At 54.7% G+C, this 19,124-nt stretch carries 20 protein-coding genes; 14 read left to right on the top strand and 6 right to left on the bottom strand.

Features of this window, described 5'->3' with window-relative positions:
* Positions 1-125: 125 nt before the first annotated feature.
* The 5 genes from FHS21_RS18245 to FHS21_RS18225 all read right to left on the bottom strand — a co-directional run bounded on the left by FHS21_RS18245 (position 126) and on the right by FHS21_RS18225 (position 4,634).
* Positions 126-917: an inositol monophosphatase family protein gene (locus tag FHS21_RS18245; protein WP_112523766.1), complete on the bottom strand. Its 792-nt coding sequence runs from the start codon at positions 915-917 to the stop codon at positions 126-128.
* Positions 918-951: 34 nt separating this feature from the next.
* The gene (gene efp, locus FHS21_RS18240; RefSeq protein WP_106719145.1) at positions 952-1,515 is read right to left on the bottom strand and encodes an elongation factor P; all 564 of its coding nucleotides are present in this window, start codon (positions 1,513-1,515) and stop codon (positions 952-954) included.
* A gap of 145 nt (positions 1,516-1,660) precedes the next feature.
* Entirely contained in the window at positions 1,661-2,824 is a 1,164-nt protein-coding gene (locus FHS21_RS18235; protein ID WP_112523763.1) for a M20 aminoacylase family protein, read from the bottom strand.
* A gap of 93 nt (positions 2,825-2,917) precedes the next feature.
* The gene (locus FHS21_RS18230; protein WP_183663562.1) at positions 2,918-3,973 is read right to left on the bottom strand and encodes a tetratricopeptide repeat protein; all 1,056 of its coding nucleotides are present in this window, start codon (positions 3,971-3,973) and stop codon (positions 2,918-2,920) included.
* Positions 3,974-3,977: 4 nt separating this feature from the next.
* Positions 3,978-4,634, bottom strand: coding sequence for a thiamine phosphate synthase (locus FHS21_RS18225; RefSeq protein WP_112523757.1), 657 nt, complete (start codon positions 4,632-4,634; stop codon positions 3,978-3,980).
* Positions 4,635-4,853: 219 nt separating this feature from the next.
* Here FHS21_RS18225 and FHS21_RS18220 point away from each other — a divergent pair, with 219 nt between their 5' ends.
* From FHS21_RS18220 to ruvB, 6 genes are all read left to right on the top strand, one after another.
* Positions 4,854-5,627 carry a sulfite exporter TauE/SafE family protein gene (locus FHS21_RS18220; RefSeq protein WP_183663560.1) on the top strand — a complete coding sequence of 258 codons (774 nt, stop codon included), beginning with the start codon at positions 4,854-4,856 and terminating at the stop codon, positions 5,625-5,627.
* Positions 5,628-5,757: 130 nt separating this feature from the next.
* Positions 5,758-6,954 carry an OpgC family protein gene (locus tag FHS21_RS18215; RefSeq protein WP_112524194.1) on the top strand — a complete coding sequence of 399 codons (1,197 nt, stop codon included), beginning with the start codon at positions 5,758-5,760 and terminating at the stop codon, positions 6,952-6,954.
* Between the two features lie 351 nt (positions 6,955-7,305).
* Positions 7,306-7,839 (top strand): protease adaptor protein RcdA, encoded by a 534-nt coding sequence (gene rcdA / locus FHS21_RS18210; RefSeq protein WP_162701766.1) that lies wholly within the window; start codon positions 7,306-7,308, stop codon positions 7,837-7,839.
* A gap of 74 nt (positions 7,840-7,913) precedes the next feature.
* Complete coding sequence (ruvC, locus tag FHS21_RS18205) at positions 7,914-8,441, top strand: crossover junction endodeoxyribonuclease RuvC (protein WP_112523752.1); 528 nt, start codon at positions 7,914-7,916, stop codon at positions 8,439-8,441.
* Positions 8,438-9,055 carry a Holliday junction branch migration protein RuvA gene (gene ruvA, locus FHS21_RS18200; protein ID WP_112523750.1) on the top strand — a complete coding sequence of 206 codons (618 nt, stop codon included), beginning with the start codon at positions 8,438-8,440 and terminating at the stop codon, positions 9,053-9,055. The genes ruvC and ruvA overlap by 4 nt, the downstream gene beginning before the upstream one ends.
* 40 nt (positions 9,056-9,095) lie before the next feature.
* Positions 9,096-10,136 carry a Holliday junction branch migration DNA helicase RuvB gene (gene ruvB, locus FHS21_RS18195; protein WP_112523747.1) on the top strand — a complete coding sequence of 347 codons (1,041 nt, stop codon included), beginning with the start codon at positions 9,096-9,098 and terminating at the stop codon, positions 10,134-10,136.
* Here ruvB and FHS21_RS18190 read toward each other — a convergent pair whose 3' ends face one another.
* Complete coding sequence (locus FHS21_RS18190) at positions 10,137-11,294, bottom strand: glycoside hydrolase family 5 protein (protein ID WP_183663558.1); 1,158 nt, start codon at positions 11,292-11,294, stop codon at positions 10,137-10,139. It abuts the gene before it with no gap.
* A gap of 151 nt (positions 11,295-11,445) precedes the next feature.
* Here FHS21_RS18190 and ybgC point away from each other — a divergent pair, with 151 nt between their 5' ends.
* The 8 genes from ybgC (at position 11,446) to tilS (ending at position 19,087) form a co-directional block, all read left to right on the top strand.
* Complete coding sequence (gene ybgC / locus FHS21_RS18185; protein ID WP_183663556.1) at positions 11,446-11,919, top strand: tol-pal system-associated acyl-CoA thioesterase; 474 nt, start codon at positions 11,446-11,448, stop codon at positions 11,917-11,919.
* A gap of 235 nt (positions 11,920-12,154) precedes the next feature.
* The gene (gene tolQ / locus FHS21_RS18180; RefSeq protein WP_106719136.1) at positions 12,155-12,862 is read left to right on the top strand and encodes a protein TolQ; all 708 of its coding nucleotides are present in this window, start codon (positions 12,155-12,157) and stop codon (positions 12,860-12,862) included.
* A 45-nt stretch (positions 12,863-12,907) separates the two neighbouring features.
* Positions 12,908-13,357, top strand: coding sequence for a protein TolR (gene tolR, locus FHS21_RS18175; protein WP_112523739.1), 450 nt, complete (start codon positions 12,908-12,910; stop codon positions 13,355-13,357).
* 6 nt (positions 13,358-13,363) lie between these two features.
* On the top strand, positions 13,364-14,473 hold the full coding sequence (gene tolA / locus FHS21_RS18170; protein WP_183663554.1) for a cell envelope integrity protein TolA: 1,110 nt from the start codon (positions 13,364-13,366) through the stop codon (positions 14,471-14,473).
* A gap of 38 nt (positions 14,474-14,511) precedes the next feature.
* A complete protein-coding gene (tolB, locus tag FHS21_RS18165) occupies positions 14,512-15,828 on the top strand; it encodes a Tol-Pal system beta propeller repeat protein TolB (RefSeq protein ID WP_112524188.1) in 1,317 nt (438 codons plus the stop codon).
* A 230-nt stretch (positions 15,829-16,058) separates the two neighbouring features.
* A complete protein-coding gene (gene pal / locus FHS21_RS18160; protein WP_112523733.1) occupies positions 16,059-16,562 on the top strand; it encodes a peptidoglycan-associated lipoprotein Pal in 504 nt (167 codons plus the stop codon).
* 181 nt (positions 16,563-16,743) lie between these two features.
* On the top strand, positions 16,744-17,733 hold the full coding sequence (gene ybgF / locus FHS21_RS18155; protein WP_183663552.1) for a tol-pal system protein YbgF: 990 nt from the start codon (positions 16,744-16,746) through the stop codon (positions 17,731-17,733).
* A complete protein-coding gene (gene tilS / locus FHS21_RS18150) occupies positions 17,708-19,087 on the top strand; it encodes a tRNA lysidine(34) synthetase TilS (protein WP_183663550.1) in 1,380 nt (459 codons plus the stop codon). Before ybgF ends, tilS begins: the two co-directional genes overlap by 26 nt.
* Positions 19,088-19,124: the final 37 nt, after the last annotated feature.

The raw sequence follows: 19,124 nt of genomic DNA, 5'->3' as shown, positions 1-19,124 counted from the left end.
AAGTCAAATCGATTTCTGCGACCCTAACCGAAATTATGGTGAAATTGAAAGGTGCCCGAAAGTTGAATTTGCTCCCGTTTGAGCAAAACTCCGTCGTTGTTCCGGACAAGCAACAATTGCAGCGACTAGACTGGCTTTTTCAAGGTCTTTAGAAGAGCACGTTGGATTGCCTCATTGCCCGCGATGATAGCTTTGCTTTCGATCACATCTTGCTCGCCATCGAGATTTGTGACGAAGCCTCCAGCCTCACGGATCATGATGATACCGGCGCCAATATCCCACGGTGAAAGACCTTCTTCCCAGAAACCGTCGAGGCGTCCTGCCGCCACATAGGCCAGATCGAGAGCCGCCGCACCCATGCGGCGGATACCGGATACTTCGGCCATGACGTTGCGCATCTGCAAGAGATAGTTGCCATGATCGCCGCGACCGAGGTGGGGAACGCCGGTACCTATGACGGAGTCAACCAGCTTGCTGCGTCCTGAAACGCGTAGCCGGCGGTCGTTGAGAAATGCCCCACCGCCACGCTCCGCTGTGTAAAGCTCGTCCATGGCTGGATTGAAAATAACGCCGGCCACAATCTGGCCCTGACGCTCAAGTGCAATCGAAACGGCAAAAATCGGAATGCCATGCAGGAAATTGGTGGTGCCGTCGAGCGGATCGACCAGCCATCTGTGTTGGCTGTCACTGCCCTCGACAACGCCTGATTCTTCCATCAGGAAGCTGTAGTCCGGACGGGCCCGGCGCAGTTCGGTGTAGACGATTTCTTCGGCTTTCTTGTCGGCCTGGCTGACATAATCGCCAGGACCTTTCAACGAGACCTGCAGGTTCTGTACTTCGCCAAAATCGCGAGCGAGCGAGCGGCCGGCTTTCATAGCAGCCTGCACCATTACATTGAGAATCGCTGAACGCGCCATTTCGGGTTATTTCTCCGTCAAAATCAAAATTAGCTTAATCGGCGCGGCGAACATAAGTCAGTTCGTTTGTATCAACGACGATACGTTCGCCCGACGAGATAAAGGGGGGCACGAGAACGCGAATGCCGTTTTCCAGAACTGCCGGTTTATAAGAAGACGCAGCTGTCTGACCCTTGACGACTGGATCGGCCTCGGTGATTGCCAGCGTTACATAGTCCGGAAGCGAAATGCCGATCGGGCGCTCGTCGTAAAGCTCCACCGTGACCATCATACCATCCTGAAGGAAGGCGGCGCGGTCACCAACAAAATCTTTTTGCAGTTCAAGCTGTTCGTAACTGTCGGTGTCCATGAAAATCAACGCTTCGCCCTGCTCATAGAGAAAGGAGAAATCCTTTTGCTCAAGGCGGACCTTCTCAACGGTCTCTGCAGAGCGGAAACGCTCATTCAGCTTCGTACCATTGATGAGGTTTTTCAGTTCCACCTGATTGTAAGCACCACCCTTGCCGGGTTTGACATGATTGGTCCTGACAGCAACCCAGAGGCCGCCATCATGTTCGATCACGTTGCCGGTGCGGATTTCATTGCCGTTGATTTTCATTTGTCTACTCGGATTTGTGTTGGATACCCGCGCCAGTCCTGCGGCGGCGGTCAAGAATGGCGCTCCAAGACCACAAATTCGTCAAATAGGCAAGAGTGGGCACGAAAACAGCCATAAGGCGTTCTTCCGAGTTTTACCCGCGAGCTCAGGCGGCCAACGCCGTTTCCGCCAATGAGACCCAGTAACTGATGCCATAAGGAATCGCATCATCATTAAAGTCATACGCTGAATTGTGCAGGCTCGCAGTATCGCCATTGCCGATAAAAACAAAGGCGCCGGGCCGTTTCTCCAACATATAAGAGAAATCCTCGGCGCCCATCACGGGCGGCATGTCCGTCGTCACTGCAGCGTTGCCAACAATCGTCTGGGCGACACTGACCGCGAACTCGGTTTCTCGCTCATGGTTGAACGTTACGGGATAACCTTGATGATATTTGACTTCTGCCTTGCCGCCAAAAACTGCCGCAGTCGATTCAGCGACTTCGGTCAAGCGTTGTTGCGCGAACGCTCGAACCTCCGGCGAAAGGGTCCTTACTGTACCGCCAAGCTTGACGACATCCGGGATGACATTGGATGCGTCGCCCCCATTGAGCTGTGTCACGGATATGACCAGTGAATTCAGAGGGTCTGTCTCACGGGACACGACCGACTGCAGGGCGAGAATGATATGGGCGGAAATCACCACGGGGTCGATCGCCGATTGGGGCTTGGCCGCGTGACCGCCCCGCCCGGTTACCGTTATCTCGAACTCGTTGGTCGCCGCCATGATCGAACCCTTGCGAGTAGCGAATTGACCAATCGGCAGGCCGGGGGCGTTATGCATGCCATAAACTTCGCTGATCCCGAAACGCTCCATCAAACCATCGTCGATCATGGCAAGCGCGCCAGCGCCGCCTTCTTCGGCAGGCTGGAAAATGACAGCGATGGTACCCTTGAAGTTGCGGGTTTCGGCAAGATACTGTGCTGCACCGAGCAGCATTGCGGTGTGACCATCATGGCCGCATGCGTGCATCTTTCCCGGTGTCTTGGACATCCAGGATTTTCCACTCGCTTCGGCTATCGGCAAAGCGTCCATGTCTGCGCGGAACCCGATCACTGGCCCATCGCCATGCCGCCCACGAATAATGCCGACCAGGCCGGTCTTGCCAATGCCAGTCTCGACGCTGTCGCAGCCAAAGTCGCGCAGTTTCTCGGCGGCAAACCGCGACGTTTCATGCACGTCATACATGAGCTCCGGATTTTCGTGCAGGTGCCGGCGCCATTCGGCGACGTGTTGCTGCATCTCGTGAGCGCGGTTGATCAACGGCATTTTTGGATTCCCATCGGCTGGTTGCAGTATCGGTACGTTCCGAAATCTATTGCGCGGATGATCAGCGCGTCAACGTCTTGGATCAAGGCCAGTTCACTGCAATTTATTTGCTTCCGTGATTGCGGCTTGGGTCTGACTATCATCAAGTCCGGCCATGAATGATTCAAGCTCGGGATCATTCAGCCCCGCACGCTTGGCCACGATGTACCATGCAGCAGCCTTGATGAAATCGCCCTCGACGCCAATGCCGTCGCGGTAAAGTTTGGCGAGACGCGCTTGCGCTGCGACATTGCCGCCCGTTGCCGCGCGCAACATCCAGCCGAAACCAGCTTTATAGTTTTTTGCTCCGCCGCGACCTGTGACGAGCCAGCTCCCCAGGTCGAGTTGAGCCGTGTCGTATCCCTTCACAGCGGCTTTCGCCAGATACTGCCGCGCCTTGGCGTCATCGCGCGGAATAGTCAGTGTACCGTTGGCGAGAATCTGGCTGAGCGCATATTCGCCATCGGGAAGACCCTTGTCTGCAGCTTTCTGGAACCAGGGATAAGCGTTTTCGACGCCTGTTGCGCCTGGGCGTTCTTGCAGCAAGATTTGACCAAAATTGAACTCTGCCGGAGCATTTCCGGCGTCTGCCGCGGCTTTCATCAATTCCTTTGCCCTCTTGGGGTCTTTCGGAGCATATTTCCCCTGGAGCAGAATTACCGCATAGCGGAATTGCGCTTCTGGTAATCCCTGATCGGCAGCTTTGCCGTACCAGTTTGCGGATTCCTGCATGTTAATAGGGACGCCAAGACCACGCGCCAGAATTTCTGCAAGCAAGACCTGGGCATTTGGATCGCCGGCCTCCGCCCGCGGCAAAGCCAGGTTGTAAGCAGTTTTGTAGAGACCACGTTGGTAGGCGCCAAAGGCGTCATCTTCCGGACCTTTGCCAAACCGCGTCGGGTTGATCGTATCGAGAGCGGGATCATTGGGTGATTTAGGCTTGGCTTGCTTCGGAGTCGTTTCGGGCGAGGGCGGCATGGCGGGTGCAGGAGTCGTCGGTTCTGACGCAGGTGTTTGAGCAGTTTGGGCAAGGCCTCCCGCGACAAAAACCGGCATGGCCATCAGTGCGGCCGCAACAGAACAGACGAGCTTTCCTGATCTTGCTCCCATAGAATTATTCCTCAAATTTAGGCGCGTGCTCGTCAAGAAGCCGGTTGGCCTCCCGGACAGCCCCTGCCGGATCTGCTCCATCAAAAACGGCCGAACCAAGAGCGATGAATTCCGCACCTGTTGCTACGGCATCGGGGATGCTGTCGAGGGTGTTGCCTGCCTGAATGATACAAGGAATTTCAACCATGGAAGCCCACCAGTCGGCAAGATCGATGTTGCGCGGGTGCGCTTCCGGCTTGTTGTCAGCGCCAATTTTGCCGAACAGAACATAGTCCGGTTGAGCTTCACCGATTTCCAGTGCGGTGTGACGATTCTTGATATTGCCGGTCCCGACGATCATTTTGGGCGAAAAGCGCGTCACATTGGCTGCAATGTCAGCTGCCGGTCCCTCGATATGCAGACCGTCTGCCTTGACCCGGCCAGCGATCTGGGTGCTGCCGACGATGATTGCTGCTACACCGGCGTTCTGGATGATCGGAACGGCAATTTCAGCGAGGGTCTGGAACAAAGCCTCATCCGCTTCATAGGCGGGCAACAATACCGAAGCAACATCTCCGCCGGAAAGCGCATCGTCAAGCAGCGTGGCAAGTTCATCCCCGCTTGCAGCCGGAGGGGCGATCAAAACGATACGGCAGCGTCGAGGTGTCGGTTCGATGTTCATGGGTTGCGACCTTACAATCGTTCTTCATAGACCGGGCAATCGTGATGGAATTCGGGCATAGAGGATGGCGGATGGTTTGAACAGACCCAAAGGTTTCGATTTGCCTTGTTGCAAATTCAACATCTTATGTACCAAATTGGAGCATATTTCCAAAAAAGCATTTTTCAATCGTAATGAGCAGAGTTAAAGGGAGAAGTACTTCCTGCCGGATTCCCCGCCATGCCCGATCTTCTGATGAACCCGTGGTTCTATGCTGCTGCTGTCCCAGCCACGATTCTGATCGGGCTTTCCAAAGGCGGGCTTGGTGGCGCTATGGGACAGGTCGGTGTCCCGCTCATGGCGCTGGTCATGCCACCGGTTCAGGCCGCCGCGATCATGCTGCCCATTCTGATCATCATGGATGTTGCAAGCCTTTGGTCGTGGCGCGGATATCGTGACATGACGACATTGAAACTGATGTTGCCCGGCGGTCTGCTTGGCGTCGGTATTGGCTGGCTCACCGCTTCCATCGTGACGGACGACATGGTGAAGCTGATCGTTGGTCTCGTTGCGATCATTTTCTTTACGCGGTACGTCTTCGCAAGCGCAACGAAGCGCGCGACCGCACAGTCCCACAACGGCGCCTCGGCCACGCTTTGGGCGACGATTGCCGGGTTCACGAGTTTTGTCGCCCATGCCGGTGGCCCGCCCTACCAGGTTTATACCCTTCCGCTGCGACAGGATCCGAAGATTTATAACGGCACCAGTGTTATTTTCTTTGCCGTTATCAATGCGATCAAGGTCATCCCCTACTTTGCTCTCGGACAATTTGACGCGACGAATTTGAAGGCTTCCGCTGTGCTCGTACCCCTTGCGCCCCTTGCGACATTCGCCGGCGCCTGGATCGTCAAACGGATGCGACCGGAGGTATTTTATCCATTCATGTACGCAATGATTTTGTTGATGGGCCTGAAGCTCACCTATGACGGAATTGCCAGCTTGTCATATTTTTGAACGAAAGTTGATCGGCGCAACCGCAACTTTTGCCCTATGTCAACATTATCAATCACAGCCTCCCAGGCGAGTCGCTTCCATCGAGGCCGGAAGCGGAATGACCGTGCATGACAGGATATTGGTGAACGCTATGACACAGAACCAGCTCAAACAGCGGGACACCCGTATCGACGTTTTCAGGGCTTTGGCTCTTCTGACGATCTTCATCAATCATATTCCGGGGACGGTCTATGAGAACCTCACTCACAAGAATTTTGGATTTTCCGACTCCGCCGAGGCGTTCGTATTGATCTCCGGTATAGCGGTCGGTCTCGCCTATGGTTCCAAGTTCGAATCGGGCAGTCGTCTTTTGACAACGCTCAAGGCCTGGCGGCGGGCTACGACCCTCTACTGCGCTCACATTCTCACGACAATCGCTACGCTGGCGATTTTCTGTGCCGCAGGCATCTACCTGAAACGCCCCGACTTCATGTCGTTCATCAACATAGGTCCGCTGATGGATCAGCCGGCAAAGGCGCTCATCGGCATTGCGACGATGGGCCATCAGATTGGCTACAACAATATCCTGTCAATGTATGGCGTACTGTTGCTGATGCTCCCAATATTCCTGATGATCGCGAGAATCAGCATTTCTGCCATGGTTGTGCTCTCAGGAATGTTGTGGCTGGTTTCCGGCGTGTACCAAATCGCCCCGCCAAACTATCCGACCGACGGTGTGTGGTTTCTCAATCCCCTGTCGTGGCAGTTCCTGTTCGTTATCGGGATAGCAGGAATCATGCATGTGCGCCGAGGCGGTACCATTGGGTTCAACAAGTATTTGTTCGGGCTTTCCGTGGCCTATATCCTGATTGCACTGGTTTGGGTGCGTTGGCCATTGTGGGGTGTCGATACGTCATTGGGCCTGCCGGCGGTTTTAACGGGCTTCGACAAAACGTTCCTGTCGTTGACCCGATTGGCCCATGTCCTGTCACTGGCCTATGTGATTGTCTCTGTGCCGGCGATCTCCAATCTGGCCCGTCGCGCCCCAGATCATCCGCTGGCCATTCTAGGCAAACATTCGCTGCCGGTTTTTGTTGCCGGTACGATCCTTGCCATGGTGGCACAGGTCGTCAAGGTCCTGAATCCAGGTGGTTTGCTTGACGACACGCTTCTGATCGCGAGCGGGATCATGGCGCAATTTGCCTTGGCCTATTACCTCGAATGGCTGCCGCGCATCGGTTGGGGCGGGCGTCCGGTGCAAAAGCCGGTCAAGCCTCAAATTGCGGTTGCCGGCAAGGTGAGGGAAGGGACAATGAAGCCGGCGACGAGAGCAGTTGCCTCGCGATAAACTCAAGTTTCTTGTTGTCGTTAACCAGTCGTTAAGCATTACAATCTATAAATTGATCATCCAGTTTTCTGGATTCTTACCAAGTGGTTTGGCCACTTTGTTTGACGCCTCCCTGTTAGACTCCTGAGAGCCGCCTCGTTTTTGCGGCTCTTTTTTTATGTTCATATCCAAAGTTTAACCCTGCCGTTAACCCTTTATTAAGGATAAACTTGCGCTGTTGTGAGGATGCAGGCAGGTTGCTGGGGACTACTGCTAGCCGACCGTTGTGATACCTCGCTTGCTGTTCCAGTAAGGGAGCACTGCTTTGGAAAAATCGCGGATCGTGGCAGCGCATTTTAGGTAACAGGGCATATGATGACCGAACAGGAATTCCACGTAGACAACACGATAAGACTTGCAGAGCGCATGGTCCGCTCGGGGAGTTTCAATCATCTCTACGATGAAGGCATGAGCCTTGTGGAAGAAGCGGCTTTTTACCTTGATGGCGAGGGTCGCGAGGAGGCCAAACGCCTGTCGCGCATAGCGGCGACGCTTTATGCGGCTGAATCAATGCGGTTGACGACACGTCTGATGCAGGTGGCATCGTGGCTGCTTTTGCAACGCGCATCGCGTAGCGGTGAGATGACACTAGAACAAGTGCTTTCAGAAAAAGCTAAGGTTCGGCTTGATACGGACTCGGCGCCTGAAACAGTTGTTGGCTGGGATGAAATTCCGCTGTCCTATTGCGATATCGTGCACCGCTCATTGCGCCTGCAGGCGCGCGTTCGCCAAATGGACGATGAGATTTACAATGATGGCGCCGGTACCGAGCAAAAGCGGGTCCTCTCAATCAATCCTGTATCCGATCAGATCAGTTTGTTGGCCACCGCGTTCGGCCATCGCTAACAACGCACAGATTTGTTTCTCTTTTGTTCACCTTTCTGCTGTCAAGATGTGTGACACGTGGATAAGGTTCGAGCATGAAAGCAGCGATTCGTATTATAGGAATTGACCCAGGTCTTCGGCGGACAGGCTGGGGTATCATCGAGACGCTGGGAAATTCACTGCGTTTTGTTGCAGCAGGCACCGTTCTTTCAGACGCCAAACTCGACCTTGCCTCCCGGCTCTGTCAACTACACGATGGACTTGCCGGTGTTATTCACGAGATGGTGCCGCATGAATCGGCCGTCGAACATACCTTCGTCAACAAGGACGCCACAGCGACGCTCAAGCTCGGTCAAGCTCGCGGGATCGCATTGCTGGTACCCGCTCTGGCCGGACTCCACGTTGCCGAGTATGCACCAAATGCAGTCAAGAAAGCTGTTATCGGTGTTGGGCACGGGGAGAAAAAACAGATTCATATGATGGTGAAAGTGCTGATGCCGAAGGCTATATTCGACACTGACGATGCCGCAGATGCACTGGCAGTTGCCATTTGCCACGCACATCATCGGCAAAGCGCAATCGGGCGTATTGCCATCGAACAGAAACTGGCGGCACTCGGATGATCGGAAAGCTCAAAGGTACTGTCGACGAAATCGGCGAGGATCATGTGATCGTCGATGTGCACGGCGTATGTTACGTCGCCTTCTGCTCGGCCCGGACACTTTCCAACATGCCAGGGCAAGGCGAGGCAGTCGTCTTGCTTATTGAAACGTATGTGCGCGAAGATTTGATACGTCTGTTCGGGTTTGGCACTGCGCTTGAGCGTGAGTGGTTCCGCTTGCTGCAAAGCGTCCAAGGTATTGGTGCGAAGGTTGCGTTGAGCGTTCTCGGAACATTGACGCCGTCTGATCTGGCCAATGCCATAGCGCTGCGCGATATCGCCATGGTCAGCCGGGCGCCGGGGGTTGGCAAGCGGGTCGCGGAACGCATCGTAACGGAATTGAAGAACAAGGCGCCAGCCTTTGCTGGTGAGGCGATGGGGACGATCGGCTTGAAGCAGGAGCTGGGCGAGGGTGTCGCTCCGGCTCCAGTTACGGACGCGGTCTCGGCTCTCACCAATCTCGGTTATTCGCGGGATCAGGCCGCCAACGCCATTGCCGCTGCGATGAAGGATGCGGGTGAGGGCGCTGACTCCACAAAGCTCATCCGGCTTGGCCTGAAGGAGCTGTCGCGCTGATGCGGTTGTTTGAACACATGGCTTGTGCGAAGACAGGCAAATGAGCGATGCGAGCCGTCTGATTTCACCGGACAAGCGTGGCGAGGATCTCGACACCTCGCTGCGCCCCCAGACGCTTGCCGATTTTGTTGGCCAGGCGGCGGCACGCGCCAATCTGAAGGTTTTCATTGAAGCAGCAAAGTCGCGTGGCGAAGCACTCGACCATGTCTTGTTCGTCGGGCCGCCTGGACTTGGCAAAACCACCTTGGCGCAGATCATGGCCAAGGAACTGGGCGTCAACTTTCGCTCAACATCGGGACCGGTTATTGCAAAGGCCGGCGATCTCGCCGCGCTTTTGACCAATCTCGAGGAGAACGATGTCCTCTTTATCGATGAAATCCACCGTCTCAATCCGGCTATCGAAGAAATTCTCTATCCGGCAATGGAAGACTACCAGCTCGATCTGATCATCGGTGAGGGACCTGCGGCCCGTTCGGTAAAAATTGATCTCGCCAAATTTACGCTGGTTGCAGCGACAACAAGGCTGGGGCTTTTGACCACGCCGTTGCGAGATCGCTTCGGTATCCCTATCCGGCTCAATTTCTATACGGTCGAAGAACTGGAACATATCGTGCGGCGCGGGGCACGGATCATGGGTATTGGCGTCACCGATGACGGAGCGCTGGAAGTCGCTCGCCGTGCACGCGGCACACCCCGTATCGCCGGGCGTCTTCTACGCCGCGTGCGGGATTTCGCTATTGTGGACGGCAAGGACAAGATCGACCGCGAAACTGCGGATTCGGCACTGTTGCGCCTTGAGGTTGATTCGCTCGGATTGGACCAGCTGGACCGGCGTTATCTTGCCATGATAGCGCACAATTTCGGCGGCGGGCCGGTTGGTATCGAAACGATTGCCGCCGGGCTTTCGGAGCCTCGTGACGCGATCGAAGACATCATCGAGCCATATCTGATCCAGCAGGGATTTATCCAGCGTACACCACGCGGACGGGTTCTGACCGCCAATGCCTGGAAACACCTCGGTCTCAACGCTCCGGCGGATATTGTCCAGCAGCAGATCAACCTTTTCCAGGAAGACAGCTGATTAAGGGGTCTTTAGCCCCAAACCCTTCAGAATAACCGGATCGAGCACTCGCTGCTTGTCATCGAGTGTAATGCCGAAAGCACCGCCCCATGACCACACCGACCAAGGGAAGCCGCGTTTGTGCGCGGCTTCGGTCATATCTTTCAAATAGGAAGCGCGCCAGTCCGACGGCATGCGAAACTTTTTTTGATACTCCCTGCGTATCATGCCGAACTCACCCAGGAAAATGCGCTCGGGGGGGATGTTGTTGTCCTTTCCCCACGCTGCCGCCTTTTCGAATGGTTCATCCAACGCGGCGAGAACTTCTTTATAGGTAGTCACCCTGCCAGCCATTTCATTGAACCCAACGAGCAGTTCCTCCCGACGCTCCTTGGGGGCTTTGGTCTCGATTGTTTTCCGAATCGCTGCAAGGCGCTCTTCAAATGCTTTTTCGCCCATCAGATCCGGCGGATAGGGCAGGCCTTCGACATAGCTCATGGAATCTCCTGTCCAGTCGGCACCCTGATGCGTCAGGACATAAGGTTCATAGGAATGAAAGGTCCAGATGACATTGTCATCGCCGATAGGAGCGGGATCAACCTTTTCCAGCCCGTAGGCACTCGACCAGCAGCCGCCAGACAAAATCAATGTATGGTTTGGCGCCGCGCTCCGGGCAGCCGCATGCAATTGCATCAACATCGCGGGCCATTTAGGGAAAAGTGTGGGGTCGCAGTCGATCACCGGCTCATTGAACGGTTCAAACGCAGTGGTTGCCGCGTCCGTTTCGGACAGCGCTCTGCCGAGCCGGCCGACCATCTTGAGGTATTGCGTGAAGAGTGTTTCGTCGGCCAAGATGTGGTTTGTATCGACCTTACGATCGTCGCTTGGAATCGAATGAAAATCGACAATCACCTTCAGTCCTGCCTTGTGCAGCATGTCGACTGTTTTGAGCGTTTCCGCAATCAGTTTTTTAACGCGGTTTTCCGACGCATCCTCCAGGAAAATTGCAGGATCGATTGGCATGCGGACGAAATCAAAGCCCGCCGTCCGAATATGTTCCAGATCGCTGATGGTGGTACCCTGTCGCCATTCGGGAAAATTGTCGAGGACAGCCGGTTCGTCCCAGCGATCGGGTTTGGGCCATGTGGTCCATAGCTCGAGATTGAGACCGCGTTCCATGGTGAAAGTTGTGGCTGACCCAGCCGTAGAACTCGCAACCAAACAGAAGAGACAGAGAAGGACGCGCAACAATGTGAAAATCAATTCTTCGCATCCTATTTCGTGGGGGCTATGGACAAAATGCCTACCAAGCCTGCAAAAAGGAAGGGCCATGGTCGAAAACAATTCTTCATCATTAATAGCGACTGGATTGGCCGGGGACCTTACGGATACCGGCCACCGTCTGCTGGCGCGCGTGTACTATGCCGATACGGATTTTTCCGGCCTTGTTTATCACGCTCGCTATCTCGAATTTCTGGAACGGGGCCGCACCGATTACCTGCGCCTTCTTGGCGTTCACCACTCAGAGCTTGTTGACGGGAAACTCGGCGAAAGCATCGTTTGGGTGGTCCGGCGCATGGAAATAGACTTCAAATCTGCGGCAAGGATCGATGATGTGTTGACGATCGAGACGCGAACAGCGGAAATATCTGGAGCAAGGGTGCGGATGGCGCAGGCCATAAAACGGGGAGACGATCTCCTTATTTCGGCGATGGTAGAGGCGGCCATGATTAACGGTGCCGGTCGGCCGCGACGATTTCCGCCGGAGTGGATCAAACTTTTTCAGCCACCTTCGAAGAAATAAGCGCTGATAATTGCCCGCTGCCCTCAAAACATAAACTCATCCTTAACCATAACAAATCATGAATAAGACGTGCAGACGACAGGTTTCACGTTAACGCCTTCGTTTTACCAAAATTAACGTAAAGAAGCCGCGTTATGGTTACTGGAAAATTCCGGTTTTAAGCGTGGCTCATCTGGATTGAGACGATTGCGCCCCCGGTCGACACGCCGGGTTTTCGGATTCGAGGATTGTAGATATGGAAAATTTAGCGGTTGCCGTTCAGACATCGGACATGTCCTTGTGGGGGCTGTTCTGGCAGGCTGGATTTGTCGTCAAGCTTGTGATGGTGGGTCTGCTCGGCGCATCGATCTGGACCTGGGCGATCATCATCGACAAGATTCTTGGGTTTGGCCGGGCAAAGCGCGCCTTCGACCGTTTTGAGCAGATATTCTGGTCAGGGCAATCCCTTGAAGAGCTCTACCGCAACCTTGGTGATAAACGCACCACGGGCATGGGCTCAATTTTCATTGCTGCGATGCGGGAATGGAAGAAATCGTTCGAAAAGGGCGCGCGTTCGCCAATCGCGCTGCAAATGCGCATCGACAAGGCGATGGATGTGGCGCTGGCCCGGGAAAGCGACTACCTCGCAGCACGACTGACGTTCCTCGCAACCATCGGCTCGGCTGGACCATTTATCGGTCTGTTCGGCACGGTCATCGGTATCATGACCTCATTCATGGGGATTGCTGGCTCCAAGTCCACCAGCCTTGCCGTAGTCGCGCCGGGTATCGCCGAGGCACTGCTGGCAACGGCTATCGGCCTGGTCGCCGCCATTCCGGCGGTTATCGCCTATAACAAGCTTTCGAGCGACGCGGGAAAACTGACGGCGCGCATGGAAGGCTTTGCCGACGAGTTCTCCGCCATACTCTCGCGGCAAATCGATGAGAAGCTGCCGCGGGCTTGAGGACGCATTCGAGAAACCGATACGTTAATTGCAGGATTTAATGCCATGGGCATGTCGATAGGTAACAACGGTTCTTCGGGTGGACGGCGGCGCCGCGGACGTTCCAGCAAGGGCGTGATGAGCGAGATCAACGTCACGCCGCTTGTCGACGTCATGCTCGTATTGCTCATAATCTTCATGGTAACGGCACCGATGATGACGGTGGGCGTTCCAATCGATATGCCGGAAACATCGGCACAGACCTTGAACAGCGAATCTGACCCGATCTACGTCACGATCAATCAGCAGGGGCAGATCTACCTGCAGGAAACCGAGATACCGCTGGAGGAGATCGTTCCAAAACTTCAGGCAATTGCCAAGACTGGCTATAACGAGCGCATTTTCGTGAAGGGTGACAAATCCGCCGACTACGGCACGATCATGAAGGTCATGGCACAGATATCGGGTTCGGGATTCAAGAATATCGGTCTCGTCAGTCTGCCGGAGGTTAACTGATCAACCATGCGGGCTAGCGTCACATCCTCCGCAATTATCCACGCTGTGGTCATCGGCTGGGGGCTCTTGTCGTTCTCCTCGCCGACGCCCATGGATATGGCGAATTCGGAGTCGATGCCGATCGATATCGTTTCAGATATAAGCCAACTGCAGAAGGGCGATAAAAAAGCACCCAAGGCCGAGAAGCCGACGCCTAAGCCCACGCAGAAGCCCCAGACGGTACCTGACGCACAAAATGTTGGTGACAGCGAAACGGATGTGGAAACCAAGCCCACTCCCGAGACCAAGCCAAAGCCGGTCGAGGCTGCCGAAGCGCCGAAGCCTTCGGAGACGCCTGTCGCCAAACCTGAACCACAGCCGGAACCGAAGCCAGTAGTCCAACCCGAGCCGAAGCCAATCCCCGTGCCTGCGACGGAAGTAAAGACTGACCCCGCTCCGAAGGAAGAGGTAAAGCCGGATCCTGTGGCTGAAGCGATCAACGAGGTCAAATCGGACCCCGCACCGAAAGAGGAAGCGAAGCCTACGCCGACACCCCCGGTAGACAAGCCTGCTGAGGAAGCGTTCAAGCTGCCCGATACAGTTGCAAAGCCTGAAGCCAAGCCGACACCGCCGGCGCAGACAGCGAAGACGCCGGATCGCAAGGAGGTTCAGGAAAAGCCAAAGCCTACGCAGACGGCGTCTACGCCTTCGAAGGATAAGGACGGCATCGCTGATCAAGTGGCAGAGCTGTTGAACAAACAGAAGCCATCAGCCGGAGGCGCCAAGCGATCAAGTGATCAGGCGTCGCTGGGCGCGAACAAGGCTACCGGAGGATCCAAGTTGAGCCAGAGCGAGATGGATGCGTTGCGAGGACTCATCGAAGGAAACTGGAACAAACCGGTTGGCGCCGAGGAGACGCCTGAAATGATGATTGTCGTCAAGTTCAGGCTCACGAAAGACGGCGAAATTGACGGCAGGCCCGAGGTTAGCGGCAGCGGTGGCGACTCCGGGTTATTGGATGCCGTAAAGAGCAGCGCCTTACGGGCGGTGATGAAATCGGCACCGTTTAACCTGCCGCAAGATAAATACGACACCTGGTCGAGCGTTGAACTGACGTTCCATCCCGGTGCTACCTGATGTCGATTATAGGCCAGCCAAAAGAGGGCCCTGAACTAATGCTAAAAATACTCCGGACTTTATGTGCAGCTTTCGCGATGGTCATAGCAACTTTGATCGTGGCGACGCTACCTGCGAAAGCCCAGCTGAAACTCGATATCACCAAGGGTGTTGTCGAGCCTATGCCAATAGCAATTACCGATTTTCTTTCCGGCGATCAATTGGGTACGAATATTTCTAATGTGATTGCTGCGGATCTGGAGCGATCCGGCCTGTTCGCACCTGTCGATAAAGGTGCGTTCATCGAGAAGATCTCGAATCCCGATGCAGCACCCCGCTTTGAGGATTGGAAGGTGATCAATGCTCAGGCCCTTGTAACGGGTCGTGTTACCAAGCAAGGCGATGGCCGTCTGAAGGCCGAATTCCGCCTTTGGGATACATTCGCCGGGCAGCAGCTTGATGGCCAACAGTTCTTTACTTCACCTGAAAGCTGGCGCCGTGTCGCCCATATTATTGCAGACGCAATCTATGAGAAGCTTACCGGTGAAAAAGGCTATTTCGACACACGCGTTGTCTTTGTCGATGAATCCGGTACCAAGGAAAAGCGCATCAAGCGCCTCGCGATCATGGATCAGGACGGCGCCAATGTGCGCTATCTTACCAATGGCAAAGACCTTGTCCTGACGCCGCGGTTTTCGCCAAGCCGTCAGGAAATCACTTACATGTCGTTCGAGGGTGGCAAGCCGCAGATCTACCTCTTGCAACTTGAAACAGGTCAGCGCGAGCTCGTCGGCAACTTCCCTGGTATGACCATTGCGCCGCGCTTTTCGCCAGACGGTCAGAAGGTCGTCATGAGCCTGTTGCAGGAAGATGGGAGTGCGAACGTTTACACGATGGATTTACGCAGCCGGACCACGACGCGTCTCACGAGCACATCAGCTATCGATACGGGCGCATCCTATTCTCCCGATGGGAGCCAGGTTGTGTTCGAGTCGGATCGCGGCGGCCGTCCGCAGATCTACAAGATGGGTGCCGACGGCTCAAACCCGCAACGCATTTCCTTCGGAGATGGTTCTTATTCGACGCCGGTATGGTCTCCCCGCGGAGATCTGATCGCCTTCACCAAACAATCTGGTGGCGAGTTTTCCATCGGCGTGATGAAGACCGATGGATCGGGAGAGCGAATTCTGACCAGCGGCTATCATGACGAGGGCCCGACCTGGGCTCCGAACGGCCGTGTGCTGATGTTCTTCCGCCTGCCGCCCGGTTCCAACAGCCCCAAGCTGTCGACCGTCGATCTGACTGGTCGAAATCTGCGCCAGATTCAAACGCCAAACCTCGCGTCGGATCCTGCCTGGTCGCCGCTGCTTGAATGAATCGGTGGATAAACCAATAACAACTGACAATCGCGTCCGTGTTTCAAGACATTGCCGCGAATGTCGTCTTTCCGCCTCAATTTGTGCCTCTAGGGTGCAGAACACATTCTGAAATTCGCTGTTAATCCTGGTGTTAAGAGTGGATTAACCCTGTTTCTGAACCGGGCCTTAACCTCGATATGGTTACTGCTTGTTCACCGAAACAATTCAATTCTTAAGGAGTCCAGGCTATGCGCCGCTTCGAAATGATCGCCCGCAGTCCAGTTTTCGTTGCACTCTTCCTGTCTCTCGCCATTGCGGGTTGTGCTTCGAAGAAAAACATGCCCAACAGTGCCGGTGATCTCGGTCTTGCTGGCAGCGCAAAACCTGGTTCTACTCAAGATTTCACAGTCAATGTTGGCGATCGTATCTTCTTCGACGTTGACTCTTCCGTCATTCGCGCTGATGCACAGCAGACTTTGGCTAAGCAGGCACAGTGGCTCCAGCGCTATCCAAACTATGCGATCACGGTCGAAGGCCATGCGGACGAGCGCGGCACGCGTGAATACAATCTGGCTCTTGGCCAACGGCGTGCGGCAGCGACGCGCAACTACCTTGCATCGCAGGGTGTACCCGCGGCGCGCATCAAGACACTTTCTTACGGTAATGAGCGTCCGGTCGCCGTTTGCGACAGTGAATCGTGCTGGTCGCAGAATCGGCGCGCCATCACAGTTCTTGGCGGCGCTGGTAGCTAAGAGTCCGTTGGCTCCATCAGGGAAAAGCGGCTTTCGGGCCGCTTTTTTTGTTTGGTCTCCGGTCAAAACAAAATTTGGCCGAAGTCACGTTGCTCGTGTTAGATAAGCTGCCGCAAATCCCAGCGGTGTTTCTATTTCCCACATCAGGGCGGTAAAAGGAATGAATAAACGACTGAAGAGAATGGTGCTGGCAATGACGGTGCTGCCATTTCTGGCGACCGGCGTGGGCCATGCTTCAAGCGTTGAGGATGGTTTCCCCTCGCTGACGCCAAAGGCAGCCATTATGACAAACGACGCGCCGCCCGTGCTGATGGCGCAGGCAGGCGATCCGCGTGTGAGCCAGCTGGAGGAGCAGATCAGGCAGCTTACCGGCAAGATCGAGGAACTGAACTTCCAGATTCTGCAAATGCAGGAACAAATGCGGAAGGTACAGGAGGACAATGAATTCCGGTTCCAGGAACTGGAAAAGGGCAAGCGCTCAGATGCTGGGGGCAAAAGCGACCGCAGCGTTGCCTCTGTAACGCCCTCGCGGAAAACCGGGGAGGCGTCAACCGATGCCTCCACCAACTCAACGGCGTCCACAATAAACTCGTTGCCAGATACCACTGATTCCGCTGCTATTGACCCACAAACCGATGCTTCCGGCTCACCACAGCTTGGCGAGCCGCCACGTCCGCTTGGACAAATCGAGTTTGATGCCAATGGCAACGTAATTGGTGGTTCCAGAAATGATACCGCGGCTGGTCAGTCTTCAGATAACACCACTGTAGCAGCGCTACCGGACACCGATGATCCAAAGGTGCTCTATAGCCAAGCCTATCAGTTGTTCCTGTCTGGAGACTACAAAAGCGCTGAAGCGGCGTTTCGCAGCCACGTGGATCGTTTCCCGAAAGATCCGGCGGATCCTGATGCGCGATATTGGCTCGGTGAATCGCTTTACAGCCAAGGGCGTTTCCAGGAGGCCGCCTCAGTCTTCCTCGATAATCACAAGCAATTTCCTGACGCCAAGAAAAGCCCAGAAAACCTTCTGAAGCTCGGCATGACTCTAGCAAAAATGCAGGATCATGAGGTTGCCTGTGCGACGTTTGCCTCGGTCAATTCTCGCTATCCAAATATTTCTGCAGCGATCAAAGAGCGCGTGAAGAATGAACGTGCCGCCAACAAATGCTGACCAGGATATTGATCCTGCCAGCGTTTTCGATGCGATTGATTTCAGGGAGCTGAGATCTGTCATAGTTGCTGTGTCGGGTGGAAGTGACTCCTTGGCCTTGTTGTACCTTCTGATCAGCTATCGCGCGGCACAAAGCACCTTTCCAAAAATCATTGCCGTTACGATTGACCATGGACTTCGACCTGAATCTGTTGATGAAGCGCATTTTGTCGCAGGACTCTGCAAAACAGCAGGAATTGAACACCGGATCTTGAACTGGGACGGACCCAAACCGGATACGGGCCTGTCCGCCAAGGCGCGCGATGTCCGCTATAAACTCCTGTGTCGCGCAGCACGCGATGCAGGTACCGACGTGATTCTTGCAGGCCATACGCTTGACGATCAGATCGAGACCTTTGTCATGCGCTCAGCACGAACGGGCGAAGGAGGGAGCGAACGGGGATTGGCCGGTATGGCATTGGCGACCTTACTTGATCGCGAGGTTTGGCTCATGCGACCTTTGCTCAATGTCTCACGGGAAGAGTTGCGCGATTATCTCCGCGCCAGAGGAATTGCCTGGCGAGAGGACCCTTCAAATGACAACCCAAAATACGAGCGCGTTCGAATTCGCAAGGCGCTGTGGCTCGTGGATTCCCGGGAAATGGTCTGCGAGATCGTTGAGAAAGCAAGCAAAAGACGCGCGCTGAACGATAAGGTTGTGGAGTTTCTACCGGATTGTGTGACTATTTACCATGGAATCCGCGCGGAAGTCAGTCGCTCAGACTTGGCCTTGTACGAGCAGCACGTACAGCAACTTATCGTTGGCATCCTGATGGCAACGATGGGCGGGCAATCATATCTCCCACCAGTAGAAAATTGTGACAGGGCCCTGGAGCGTATTCATTCGAAACTTTCGTTCGGACGCATCACAATGAACCGTTGTGTTCTTCAACTCAGCAAGAATAAAGCTGTCATCTATCGTGAAATGCGCTCTTTGCCGGACATTACTGTTGAACCGGGCGGGATTGCCATCTGGGATGGTCGCTACCGGATCGGCAATCATACCAACAGATCAATCAAGATCAGAGCGACTGGTATATTGGGGTTGGAATTTTTGGGTGATACCCACCCAGCCAATTTTCACCGGCCATCGACTTTGTCGAGCCCTGCCGTATTTCTCGACGGCGACATTGTCGACGTTCCGGCTTTCGGTAATCACGCGAAATTGGCTGAAGGAATTTCTTTGACGCGGCACCTTGCCCTGTTCGACCATATTCTTTCGGGCTATGATGAAATGCTTGCTCAATCCGTTGCAGAAACCTTTCAACTACAGGGGTACAAGCGGTCTCCTGTAAACCAGATTAATAAGAATTGACGTGAGTTTGAACGCCAGCCTTGGCAATGGCATGCTT

It is taken from the genome of Phyllobacterium trifolii (assembly GCF_014192095.1).
In the GTDB taxonomy this organism is placed as follows: Bacteria; Pseudomonadota; Alphaproteobacteria; order Rhizobiales; family Rhizobiaceae; genus Phyllobacterium; species Phyllobacterium trifolii.
This window is presented reverse-complemented; position numbering and strand designations above follow the sequence as displayed.